At 63.0% G+C, this 12442-nt stretch carries 11 protein-coding genes; 6 read left to right on the plus strand and 5 right to left on the minus strand.

Features of this window, described 5'->3' with window-relative positions; genetic code table 11:
* The 5 genes from NKJ15_RS25085 to NKJ15_RS25105 all read right to left on the minus strand — a co-directional run.
* Positions 1 to 623 (minus strand): phosphotransferase (locus NKJ15_RS25085; RefSeq protein WP_352818211.1); only part of this gene is annotated, 623 nt, incomplete at its 3' end.
* Between the two features lie 91 nt (positions 624 to 714).
* Positions 715 to 1164 (minus strand): DNA polymerase III subunit chi, encoded by a 450-nt coding sequence (locus NKJ15_RS25090; RefSeq protein WP_023719810.1) that lies wholly within the window; start codon positions 1162 to 1164, stop codon positions 715 to 717.
* Positions 1165 to 1202: 38 nt separating this feature from the next.
* Complete coding sequence (locus NKJ15_RS25095) at positions 1203 to 2699, minus strand: leucyl aminopeptidase (RefSeq protein WP_352818294.1); 1497 nt, start codon at positions 2697 to 2699, stop codon at positions 1203 to 1205.
* A gap of 49 nt (positions 2700 to 2748) precedes the next feature.
* The gene (locus NKJ15_RS25100) at positions 2749 to 3132 is read right to left on the minus strand and encodes a VOC family protein (protein WP_352471101.1); all 384 of its coding nucleotides are present in this window, start codon (positions 3130 to 3132) and stop codon (positions 2749 to 2751) included.
* 73 nt (positions 3133 to 3205) lie between these two features.
* Entirely contained in the window at positions 3206 to 4372 is a 1167-nt protein-coding gene (locus NKJ15_RS25105; protein ID WP_352818214.1) for a flavin-containing monooxygenase, read from the minus strand.
* A gap of 354 nt (positions 4373 to 4726) precedes the next feature.
* Between NKJ15_RS25105 and lptF the strand changes: the two genes are divergently transcribed.
* From lptF to rsmA, 6 genes are all read left to right on the plus strand, one after another.
* Entirely contained in the window at positions 4727 to 5929 is a 1203-nt protein-coding gene (gene lptF, locus NKJ15_RS25110) for an LPS export ABC transporter permease LptF (protein ID WP_352818217.1), read from the plus strand.
* Entirely contained in the window at positions 5926 to 7011 is a 1086-nt protein-coding gene (lptG, locus tag NKJ15_RS25115) for an LPS export ABC transporter permease LptG (protein ID WP_023677695.1), read from the plus strand. Before lptF ends, lptG begins: the two co-directional genes overlap by 4 nt.
* The gene (locus NKJ15_RS25120; protein ID WP_352818219.1) at positions 7011 to 9428 is read left to right on the plus strand and encodes an LPS-assembly protein LptD; all 2418 of its coding nucleotides are present in this window, start codon (positions 7011 to 7013) and stop codon (positions 9426 to 9428) included. The genes lptG and NKJ15_RS25120 overlap by 1 nt, the downstream gene beginning before the upstream one ends.
* 118 nt (positions 9429 to 9546) lie before the next feature.
* Positions 9547 to 10473: a peptidylprolyl isomerase gene (locus NKJ15_RS25125; protein WP_352453231.1), complete on the plus strand. Its 927-nt coding sequence runs from the start codon at positions 9547 to 9549 to the stop codon at positions 10471 to 10473.
* A gap of 12 nt (positions 10474 to 10485) precedes the next feature.
* Positions 10486 to 11505: a 4-hydroxythreonine-4-phosphate dehydrogenase PdxA gene (gene pdxA, locus NKJ15_RS25130; protein WP_352818222.1), complete on the plus strand. Its 1020-nt coding sequence runs from the start codon at positions 10486 to 10488 to the stop codon at positions 11503 to 11505.
* A gap of 67 nt (positions 11506 to 11572) precedes the next feature.
* Positions 11573 to 12406 (plus strand): 16S rRNA (adenine(1518)-N(6)/adenine(1519)-N(6))-dimethyltransferase RsmA, encoded by an 834-nt coding sequence (gene rsmA, locus NKJ15_RS25135; RefSeq protein ID WP_352818225.1) that lies wholly within the window; start codon positions 11573 to 11575, stop codon positions 12404 to 12406.
* Positions 12407 to 12442 lie beyond the last annotated feature (36 nt).

Consider the following 12442-nt stretch of genomic DNA (forward strand, 5'->3'; position numbering starts at 1 on the left):
CCCTGTTCCCCCGGGGCGCGGCCCCCGTGGCCCCCCCCCGGGGCCCGTGCCCCTCGCGCGCAAGGGCCGCGCGCCCACACGGCCTCGGCGGCGGCCTTGTCGATGCGGCCGCCGAGCGCCGAGAGCGCGGCTCGGGTCTCGGCGTCGTAGACCGAAAGCCGGCCACCGCGGTGGAAATTATGCTGCCCTGCCGGTGGCCCGTCGGCAGCGTCGATCCGGTAGAGCGCAACCAGAAAGCCGGCCAGCGAACGGGCGAACTCAGTAAGATCGGCAATCAGTCCACCAGCCGCCGGTCTGCCGCCAAGCCAGCGATAGACGGACCAAGGCCATAGATAGCCTTCCCCGGGCGCGCCTTTGGCCAGCGGCACGGGTATCGGCAGAGGCAGGTGAGGCGCCAAGCGGGGCAGCCAGCGATGCTCCTTCTCGACCTGGGCGACATAGGCGGCAGCGCTCGGCAGCCGCACCGACATGCTGTCGCCCAGCCGGAACGTGCGGTTGTCCCAGCCGCCAGGCTCGACCGTCTCTACCGGCAGGTCCGCCCATTTGGGGAACTGCGCGGCAATCAGCCGGCGAACAAGTGCGGCATCTATCGGCATGCCTGGCGTTCGTTCATCGGGCGGCATCGGGCTTGCTCCGGTCTTCTGAATAGCCGGCGGTCCATCTTTTTGTCGTCGCACTCTTGCGGCGCCAGTGATTCCCTTGCCGGCAAATTCTCTAAGCCTTGCGTTCCCAGCGCCGGTCAGGCGTTTGCTGCCAGTAGGTCACGGTGTGGCCGGCCTCCTTCATTGTCTTCCAGTGCGTGCGTGCCGCCTCTAGCTGGGCTGCATCGTGACCGTCGAACAGGAACACGGCGCGCTGGTAGCCGCCAAGCTCCGGCGGCACCGCCCCATCGACCAGGAAGCGTATCTGCGCCTGGTTCGGATTGTCAGGGCCGACGGTCAGAAGCACCGGCTGCTCGGCGGGATGGGCTTCGCGATCCGTTGCGTGGGCCAGGAATGAATCGTCCCGGAAAGTCCACAGATGCTGGTCCAGCGCGTCGCGCCGTTCCTCGGTGCCGGTCTGCACCACGGCACGCCAGCCGCGATCGATACTGCGCTCCAGGAGGCCGGGCAACGCATCCTCCAGCGTCGATTCGGTCAGGTGATAAAACAGAATCTCGGCCATGCGTTCAGTCTACATTGTCGGAGTCCCGCCCCAGCCGCTCATTGCTCGTAATGATCGCGCACCAGCCGGTCGAGCAGCCTGACGCCGAAGCCGGAAGCCCATGACTGGTTGATCTCGTTGGAGGGCGCGCCCATCGCCGTGCCGGCGATGTCGAGATGCGCCCAGGGCGTGTCCTTGACGAAGCGCTGCAGGAACTGCGCGGCGATGATGGCGCCGCCATGACGGCCGCCGATGTTCTTCATGTCAGCATTCTTGGAATCGATCAGCTTGTCGTATTCGGCACCGAGCGGCATGCGCCACACCCGCTCCTGCGTCGCCTGTCCGGCCGCCGTCAGCCGGTCCGCCAACTCGTCATTGTTGGAGAACAGGCCGGCATAATGCTGGCCGAGCGCGACCATGATGGCGCCGGTCAGCGTCGCCAGATTGATCATGAATTTCGGCTGGAAGCGGTCGTTGCAGTACCAGAGCGCATCGGCCAGCACCAGGCGGCCCTCGGCGTCGGTATTGAGCACTTCGATAGTCTGACCCGACATCGAGGTGACAATGTCGCCCGGTCGCTGAGCGTGGCCGTCGACGGCGTTTTCAACCAGCCCGACAATGCCGACGACATTGACCTTCGCCTTGCGCGCGGCCAGCGCGTGCATCAGTCCGGTGACGGCAGCAGCGCCGCCCATGTCGCCCTTCATGTCCTCCATGCCCGACGCCGGCTTGATCGAATTGCCGCCGGTGTCGAAGGTGACGCCCTTGCCGACGAAGGCGACCGGGCTTTCCTTGGCCTTGCCGCCGTCCCACCGCATGACCGCGATGCGGGCGCCACGCGGCGAACCCTGCGCTACGCCCAGCAGCGAACCCATGCCGAGCTTCTTCATCTCCTTCTCGGCCAGGATCTCGACCGTGACGCCGAGCGCCTCCAGTTCGGCGATGCGGGCGGCGAATTCCACCGGTCCCAAAACATTGGCCGGTTCATTGACCAAATCGCGCGCCAGCAAGACGCCGTCGATCACCGCCGCTTCATCGGCGAAGGCCTTCTTTGCAGCTGCCGGATCGGCGGTGTGAATAGTCACCTTGACCGGCTTTTTTGGCTCGCCCCTGTCGTCACCATTGTTCTTTTTGGTCTTGTACTTGTCGAAGGAATAGCTGCGCAGCAGGATGCCCGCTGCAAGCTGAACGGCTTGCCTGCCGCTGACGGCCGCACCGGGAAGATCGAGCACGACGGCCACTTCGGTTGCCTTGCGAAAGGATGGGGCAATCGTGCCGCCGAGCTTCAGCCAGGCGTAATCATCGAGATTGGAGCCCTTGCCGGCACCGACCGCCACCAGCCGCTCGATCGATGTCCCTTCCGGTGCCAGCACTTCGACCAGGCTGGCGAATTTGCCGGTGAAGTCGGCGACCGGAAAAGCCCGCTCGAGGGTCTTTGCCGGATCGCAAGCCCTGGCGGCATCGCTGAGGCCGCCCTCGTCGGTCACCAGAACGAAAACGCTGCCTTTTTTGGGCGCGGCGAATTTGGCAAAGGCGATCGAGGGTCTCGAATTCATCATGTCCTGCTTTCGGGGAAGTGAGTTGGATTATTGCGAGAAACGTTCGTCAGTGAGCGGCGGGTTGAAACAGCTCGATAACATTGCCCGATGGATCTTCGAGCAGCGTCTGGGAACCGCCGACGCCCGTTATGATATCGTTGCGAAAGACAAGTCCAGCACTCTTGAGGCGCGCAACCTCTTCTTTCAGGTCCGGCACCACCAACAGGATGCGATTCCAACCTCCCGGCACCGGCTGCCGGCCATCCGGCATCGCCCGTGCACCCGAACTGCCGGGGCCGCTTAGAAGGAGCCGTAAAGCGCCGCGTGTCACGGAAGCAAAAGCCGGTCGCGCGTCCTGTTCAACAGCGAAGCCCAGATGTCCACAGTAGAAGTCGATCGAGGCGGCGACATCATCGACCATGTAGCGAATGCTGACTGGCGTCATGACCATTGACCTTTCGGTTCGAGCACCTTTCAACAAGGCGTGTCTATTGCGGGCGGAACAGTCGGCATAGTCCGGCTCATCATCGCTGCTTGACAATCCGCGCCGCTATCGCCCTGGCCTGAATGCGGGCGTTAGCGAAACAACCGCGAATGCTCGGCCGCATGCCGGTAAACCACAGACCGGGCAATTTCGGATCGGCATCGCCGCCGTTGAAAAGCGGAACGCCCTTGCCGTCGAGAACGCCGAGCTTGCCGACCATCTGCTCCAGACCGGTGCGATAGCCGGTCGCCGCAATGACGATATCGGGCGTGATCAACCTGCCGTCATTCAACAAGATGCCGTCTTGGGTAAATTCCCGCAATGGTGGCACCACCACGATCGTGCCTGCCTTTATGGCGCGGACGGCGCCGTCATCGGCTGCGATCGCGGTGTAGTCGGCGCTCAGACGGCTCGCACCGCCTATGGGAGCCGGCGGAAGCCCAAATTTCGTCAGGTCGCCGAAAACCAGGCGCTGGGTTGTCGCCATCACCGCATCGGCCAGCCGCACCGGCAAGCTCGCCATCAACGGTGAAAGCCTGTGGACGGCGACCTTGCCGATGCGTTTCGGCAGCAGCGACGGGCCGTTGCGGGCCGACAGCCAGATGCTTTGGGCATCTGCATTCGCAAGATGGTTGAGTGCGTCGAACCCCGAATTGCCGGCTCCGACGACCAGCACCCTTTTGCCGACGTAGTCCTTCGCCTCGCCAAAATCGGCCGAATGGATAATCCGGCCTGCAAAATCCTTCATGCCTTTCCACGCGGGAATAAACGGCTGCCGGTCGCGCCCGGTGGCGACGACGACATGACGCGCCAGACGACGTCCGGCGTTCGTCCGCACGGTCCAGTGATCGCCATCGAACGTGATCTCTTCAACGACAACGCCGAATGCGACCGGCAGACCATGCGCCTGGCTGAAATCGTTCAGATGGCGAATGACGGCCGATTTATGCGGAAAAGCCGGGGTGCCTGCGGGATAGCCGATGCCGGGCAGCGTCGAGAGATCGCGATGCGTATTGAGGTGCAGCCGCTGGTGCCGCCGATGCCAGGGTTCAGCAAGCCGGCTCTCCTTTTCCAGGACGAGCGTCGGTACGCCGGCCTTCATCAAGGCGTGGGCGGCGGCAAGGCCGGCCGCGCCGGCGCCGACCACGATCGCGCCGTCAAAGACGGTTTCCCGACCGGTTTGACCGCGCAATTTTTCCGCTTCCATGCTGGGACTCAACAGATCCTGACCCGTCTTATCACGCCGCGGCGGTCGCGACCGGCGCGACATTTGGTCGTTTTGCCGCATTTGACAAGACTTTGGCCGAAATCGCTCCCATATGCGATATCGAACCATCCACGATTCGTCGCGGCACGGCCCCGCTTCCCGCCGCAACCTGTTGTTAACCAACAATGTTCGCCCTTTCTTATCCATTGCCGCCGACACTCCGGCCCAGCGGATTTTGCGATCCGGGACAGAACCCAGATCGAACCGCCAAACTGAGCCAGTTGTGCAGCCGGCGCCGGACGACTACCTTGTTCCAAGGCATGATGCCGTTCGAAATCGCCGAGAAAAGCCTTCATGAAGGTCGTTGAACGTTACATCATGCGCCGTGCTTTCGCGGTATTCGCGCTGGCGCTCGTCTGGACGCTGGCGATCGTCTGGACGACTCAGGTGCTCGCCCGCATCGACCTCGTCACCGATAGCGGTCAGTCGGCCCTCACCTTCTTCGAAGTCGCAGCGCTGATCATCCCGACGATCGTTCCGATCGTCGTGCCGTTCGCCCTGGTGGTCGCGGTCGCCCAGATCCTCAGCGTGATGAATTCGGATTCGGAGCTGGCCGTCATCAATGCCGCCGGCACTTCACGCTGGACCATCGTCAGGCCGATCATGCTTCTGGCACTTGCAGCCAGCGTTTTTTCCTTCGCCGTCGACAATGGCGTCGACCCTTACGCACGGCAGAAGAACCGCGAGTTGATTGCGTCATCGCGTGCCGATCTGTTGTCGTTGATCATCCAGGAAGGCACCTTCCGCAAGATCGACGACGGCCTGTTCCTGCAGGTTGGCGAACGGCTTCCCGACAACCGCCTCGGCGGCATCTTCGTCGCCGATTCGCGCGAAGAAGGCGTCAATCTCATCTACTACGCCAAGACCGGCAGCATCATCGAACGCGGCGACGAGAAGGTGCTGATGATGAATGACGGCGTCATCCATCGCAAAACCATGACCGGCGACCTCTCGGTGATCCGGTTCACCTCCTACGCCTTCGACTTGTCCGCTTTCATGTCGGCATCATCTGACATCCTGCTTTTGCCGAAGGACCGGACGACCCAGTATCTGCTCAATCCCAGTCCGAACGACAAGATGTACCAGCAAAAGCCGAACAGGTACCTGGCCGAGCTCAACCAGCGTTTTTCCGAGTGGTCCTATTCGCTCGTCTTCGCGCTGATCGCGCTCGCCGTCGCCGGAGATGCACGCTCGCATCGCGAGGCGCGTGTGCACCCGCTGATCACGGCAATCGCGATCGCGCTGTTCGTGCGCTGGCTCGGGTTCTTTGCCGCCGGCAAGGCCGACAAGGTGCCGCAATATGCCTATATGGTCTACGGCGTCCCGATCGTGGCATCGGCGATCGCCATCTGGTTCATTGTTTCCAACCGGACCATGGAACTGCCGGTTGCCTGGGCCGATTGGATAACCAATCTTGCCGGCCGCTTCAGTGAGGGCTGGAGCGCCATCAAGCTCCGTTTTGCCGGGCGTGGCGCATCCGGACAGGGAGCCGGCTGATGGGCTGGACTCTGGGTCGGTACTTCTTCTTTCGCTATGTGACGATCACCATCTGGTTCTTCATCGGCCTCTTGGCGCTGGTGTTCCTGATCGATTTCACCGAGCTTTCCGGCCGCACGACCGGCGTGCCGGGCTTCACCTACGCAACTGCGTTCGCCATTTCGGGGCTCAGGATGCCGATGATCATGCTGCAGACGGTGCCGTTCGTCGGCCTGTTCTCGGCGATGGCGACGTTGGTGTCGCTCAACCGCAAATACGAATTGGTCATTGCCCGTTCCGCCGGGGTTTCCGCATGGCAATTCCTGCTGCCGTGCTGCATCGGGGCGCTGCTGTTTGGAGCCTTGTCGGTCGGCGTCATCAATCCGGTAGCCGCGCACGCCTATTCCTGGTCCGAGGAGATCGAGACCCAGCTCCGTTCGGGCAAGTCGAACAGCGTCTCGGCCGATGCTGCGCCCTGGATCAGGCAGAAAACCAACGCCGGCGACACCATCATCGGCGCGCGCGCCATTCTCAATCAAGGCCTGGAGATGGCCGACGCGGTCTTCTTCAGCTTCAGCCCGCAAGGCGACATCATCGAGCGCAAGGATGCGGCGCGCGCCTTTTTGCGGGACGGCTACTGGGAATTGCAGGACGTCAAGGTGTTCCGGGACGGTACTATCCAGTCGTTACCCAGCGACCGGCTGCCGACCAATCTCAAGCCGGAATTCGTGCAAGAGCGGTTGGCGCGCCCTGAGACCATTCCCTTCTACGATCTGCCCGGCAAGATCGAAGTGGCCCGCTCCTTCGGCCTCAAGGCAAACGCCTTCGCCATGCAGTTCAATTCCCTGATTGCGCTGCCCTTCCTGCTTGTCGCGATGACGCTGATTGCGGCAACGGTATCAATGCGATTTGCGAGGATGGGGCAGTCGGCAACGATGATTCTGGGTGGCATCGTGGCCGGCTTTCTGCTTTATGTCGTTTCGGTGCTGGTCAAGGCATTCGGCGTAGCGGGATTCGTACCCACGGCCGTAGCGGCTTGGGTCCCGGTTGTCGTGGCTATGTTCTTCGGGGTGACATTCCTGCTATACAAGGAAGACGGCTAGTGAGGGAGGCGGTTTTGCGCAGCCATAGGCACGCCGGTTTGGCACGCCTCTCTGCGGCGAGCGCCTTGGCATGCCTGCTTGCCAGCGCCGCCCCGGTTGCTTCGGCTTTTGCCCAGGACGTCAGTGAGCTGGCAACGAAGGTTCCGAGCGGCACGCAGATGCTGCTGGCAGCCGATACGCTGGTTTACGACAACGACAAGCAGACCGTGACGGCTGTCGGCGGCGTCCAGATCGACTACGGCGGCAACCGTCTCGTCGCCCAGCGGGTCGAATACAACCGCAACACCAAACGCCTCGTCGCCAGCGGCAATGTCGAACTCGTCAATAGCGACGGCACCAAAATCTATTCGCAACATGCCGACATCACTGACGATTTCGCCGACGGCTTCGTCAACGCGCTGCGGGTCGAGACCATAGACAAGGCGTATTTCGCCGCCGAAAGCGCGGAGCGCATGGGCGGCGTGCTGACGACGTTCCACAATGGCGTCTACACCGCCTGCGAGCCGTGCGAGGACAAGCCCGACAAAGCGCCGACCTGGCGTATCAAGGCCAGGAAGATCATCTGGAACGGCGAGAAGAAGACGGTTCGCTTCGAGAACTCGAATTTCGAGTTCTTCGGCTTTCCGCTGGCCTATCTGCCGGCTTTCGAGATCGCCGACCCAACGGTCAAGCGCAAGAGCGGCTTCCTGATCCCCGGCGTCGCCTACAAGAGCGATCTCGGCGTCGGTGTTAAAGTCCCCTATTATTTCGCGCTCTCGCCGACCTACGATCTCACTGTCACTGGCAGCGGCTATACCAAGCAAGGTTTCCTCGGTGAGGCCGAGTGGAGGCAGCGCTTCAACAACGGTCAGTACAGCCTGAAGATTGCGGGCATCCGGCAGGAGAATCCCGACGCCTTCATCGACGACAATGGCCACAACGTGAATTCGGGTACCGAAGGCGACCCGAACAGGTTCCGCGGCATGATGGGCACCCAGGGCCAGTTCGCCATCAACCCGCGCTGGGACTTCGGCTGGGACATCCTGCTGCAGAGCGATAAGAATTTCGCGCGCACCTACGACATCGATGGCTTCAACGATAGCGTGCACCGCTCCGACGTGTACCTGACGGGGCTCAACGATCGCAATTACTTCGACGTGCGCGCCATGCACTTTGAGGTTCAGGAAGACACGCTCGCCAGCGATCCGACTGCACGCGCCGCCAAGCAGCCCTGGGTGCTGCCCTCGCTCGACTACGCCTATATCCCCGACACGCCGGTGGCCGGCGGGCAGCTGTCGTTCGACGTCAACGCGCGGGTCATTGACCGCGACAGGCTCGATACGGCTCTTGCAAATTCGGGCATCCCTTCGTCCGTCAACAACGTCCGCGGCATCGACGGTCAATCCGGGCGCCTTACCGCGGAAGCCGAATGGAAGCGCACCTTCACCACCGATGGCGGGCTGCTGCTGACACCGCTCCTGGCGCTGCGCGGCGACGCCGGCTACGTCAACGCCTCCTCGGCCTCGCTCGACGCCGTCAACCAGATGGCGACCAATCTCGGCGTCGAGGACGATATGCGTTCATCGCTTGCCCGCTACATGGCGACCGCCGGCCTTGAGATGCGCTGGCCGGTGCTGTTTTCGATGACCAGTTCCAGCCATGTCTTCGAACCGATGGCGCAGGTATTCATGCGTCCGAACGAGCAATATGTCGGCGGGCTGGCGGTCCCCAACGAGGACGCCCAGAGCTTCGTCTTCGACGCCACGACGCTGTTCGAGCGCGACAAATTCTCGGGCTATGACCGCATGGAAGGCGGCACACGCGCCAATGTCGGGCTGCGCTATTCCGGCGCATATGACAATGGCTGGGGCACCAATGCGGTGTTCGGCCAATCCTACCAGCTGGGCGGCCAGAACTCGTTCGGCACGCCGGACCTGGTCAATGTCGGCGCCTATTCAGGCCTTGAAACTGCAACCTCCGACTATGTCGGCCTTGTCGGCTTCAACAGCCCCAGCGGGTTTTCCGGCTCGGTCAGCGGCCGTTTCGACGAGCAAAGCTTCGAGATCCGCCGCGCTGAGGTAAAGGCCGCCTTTTCAGGCCTGCCGGTATCGCTGAGCGCCAAATACGCCTTCATCCAGGCGCAGCCACTCTATGGCTTCTCAACCGATCGCCATGAGGTTACGCTCGGCGCCTCGACACATCTTGCCGAGAATTGGCGCGTCTTTGGCACCGGCACATATGATCTGGAGCAGAGCGTTCTGGTCAAGGACGGGGTCGGCTTTGCCTATAGTGATTCGTGCTTTACCTATTTGATGACGTTTTCGGAAAGACGTGACCTGAACACCAAGGAAGTATCGCAGAACGTCGGCTTCAACCTGTCGTTCCGCACGCTCGGCGATTTCGGCTCGTCGCAACGCTCCATCGACACCATTCAATAACGGGCAGCGGTCGGCAACGGGGCGGCTGGCGGACGACATTGTTTCGCCGCATAGAGCAGGCACGAATTTTGACGGCCTGAACTGGGATAGGTTTCGGCTGAATCGGGATGGAATTGGGATGCTTTCGATGAGGAAATACCTCTTTTCGGCAGGATTCGCGCTGCTGGTGGCGTTCTCGACCACTGCGGTAACGCGGCCAGTTTTCGCCACCGAGATCAAATACGTCGTCAACAATATACCGATCACCACCGGCGACATCCAGCATCGGGCCGCTTTCCTGCGCCTGCAGCACAGAAAGGGCGATGCCGGCCAGGAAATGATCGACCAGACGCTGCGCCTGGCCGAAGCCCGGCGGCTCGGCATCCGCATCAGCGACGAGCAGGTCGATGCCGCTTATCAGCGTTTCGCCACCAGCAACAAGATGCCGCTCAAGCAGCTTGACGGCGCGATGGCGCAATCCGGCGTCACCAAGGAGCATTTCAAGGACTTTATCCGGGCGCAGATGGCCTGGAACCAGGCGCTGACGGCGCGTCACCGTTCTAGCGACGGCGGCGGCGCCATGAGCGAGCAGGACCTCGTCAAGCGCATGCTCGAAAAAGGCGGCAGCAAACCGAGCGCCACAGAGTACATGCTGCAGCAGGTCATCTTCGTGGTGCCGGCGGCCGAGCGCAGCGCGACGCTGGCCAAGCGCAAACGCGAAGCCGACGCTATGCGCGCCCGCTTCAACGGCTGCAACACCACGCGCGAATTCGCCAAGGGCCTGATCGATGTCACCGTTCGCGATCTCGGCCGGGTGCTGGCGCCGCAATTGCCGGCGGACTGGGCCGAGCAGATAAAGGCTACAAAGGTCGGCGGCGCCACCACGACGCGCGAAACCGACCGCGGTGTCGAATTCATCGGCATCTGCTCGTCGCGCGAAGTGTCAGACGACAAAGCCGCGCAGATGGTGTTCCAGAGTGAAGGTTCGAGCGACAAGAACGCCGACGAACTCTCGAAGAAATATGTCGAGGAGTTGCGGAAGAAAGCCCGCATAATCGAGCGCTGAAGTGGAAGCGCCGTGGCTGACGCAGAGCTTCCGCTGGCGTTGAGCGTCGGCGATCCGTCCGGCCTGGGGCCGGACATCGCCATCGCTGCTTGGCAGGCCCGCGAACGCGCTGGCGTTCCGTCATTTTATCTCCTTGCCGATCCGGCACTGATTGCCGCGCGAGCGCACAGGCTCGGCACCGATATCGCGATTGCCGAGACGACGCCGGCGTTAGCGCCGGGGGTGTTTTCGCGCGCGCTGCCGGTGGTGGCGCTTGCTGCCCGTTTCGTCGACAGTCCCGGCCGCCCGGATCCAGCCAACGCCGCCGGCATCATCGAGGCGATCGACCGCGCCGTTGCCGACTGCCTGGCCGGCCGCGCTGCCGCGGTCGTCACCTGCCCCATTGCCAAGAAGTCGCTCTACGACGCCGGCTTTCGCTTTCCCGGCCACACCGAATATCTGGCGCATCTGGCATCGCTTCACACCGGCACCGAAGTGACGCCTGTGATGCTGCTTGCCGGACCGGACCTGCGCACCGTGCCGGTCACCATCCACATCGCGCTGGCCGAGGTGCCGAAAGCGCTGACGACGGACCTTATCGTCGCCACCGGCCGCATCACCGCCGCCGACCTTGCGAACCGCTTCGGAATTGCCAAGCCGCGGCTCGCCATTGCCGGCCTCAACCCGCATGCCGGCGAAGGCGGCACCATGGGCACCGAAGACGAGCGGATCGTGCGCCCGGCGGTCGACCGGCTGAGGCAGGAAGGGATCGACGCCTTCGGGCCGTTGCCGGCCGACACGCTGTTTCATGCTCGCGCCCGCGCCGGCTACGACGTGGCGCTCTGTATGTATCATGACCAGGCGCTGATCCCGGCCAAGGCGCTGGCGTTTGACGAGGCGGTCAACGTCACACTCGGCCTGCCCTTCGTCCGCACCTCGCCCGACCACGGCACCGCCTTCGACATCGCCGGCAAGGGCATCGCCCGTGCCGGCAGCCTGATTGCAGCGCTGAAACTCGCTCGCGTTCTTGCCGATACCGGGAAAAGGCCGTAGGCCCTGAGCCCAATCAGCCATATTCGATGGCCTTAACCCGATGAGCCCGCCTGATGAGCCCAGCCCGATGAGCATAGACGGCCTGCCGCCACTGCGCGAGGTGATCGAGCGCCATGGGCTGCAGGCGAAAAAGGCGCTGGGCCAGAATTTTCTGCTCGACCTTAACCTGACAAGCAAGATTGCGCGAACCGCCGGCGACCTGAGCGACGTTACGGTTATCGAGGTCGGTCCCGGTCCGGGCGGGCTGACCCGGGCCCTGCTCCTCAACGGCGCCCGGCGGGTCGTCGCCATCGAGCGCGACGAGCGCTGCCTAGCGGCCCTGGCCGAGATCTCGAACCACTATCCGGGCCGGCTAGAGATCGTAGCCGGCGATGCGCTGAAAACCGATTTTGCAGCGCTTGCTAAAGGGGAAAGCGGCGGGCCGACGAAAATCGTCGCCAACCTGCCCTACAATATCGGCACCGAATTGCTGATCCGCTGGCTGACCGTCACCGAGTGGCCGCCCTTCTACACATCGATGACACTGATGTTCCAGCGCGAGGTCGCCGAACGCATTGCAGCCAGCCCCGGAAGCGATGTCTATGGTCGGCTCGGCGTGCTGGCAGGCTGGCGGACGGAGGCGAGGATTGCCTTCGACGTGCCGCCGCAGGCGTTCACGCCGCCACCCAAGGTGACGTCCTCGGTGGTGCATCTTGTGCCGCGTGCCAACCCCTTGCCGGCCGAGGTGAAACGGCTCAGCCGCGTCACCGAAGCGGCATTCGGCCAGCGCCGGAAAATGCTGCGGCAGAGCGTGAAAAGCCTCGGCGGCGAGGCGCTGCTCACCCGCGCCGGCATCGATCCGACCAGGCGTGCGGAGACGCTCAGCGTCGAGGAATTCGTTCGCCTGACCAACGCGGTGTGATGCCGGGAAGCGTCCGCGTGGAATTTCCGCTCTCAT

This window comes from Mesorhizobium sp. M0207, assembly GCF_040321995.1.
Taxonomy (GTDB): Bacteria; Pseudomonadota; Alphaproteobacteria; order Rhizobiales; family Rhizobiaceae; genus Mesorhizobium.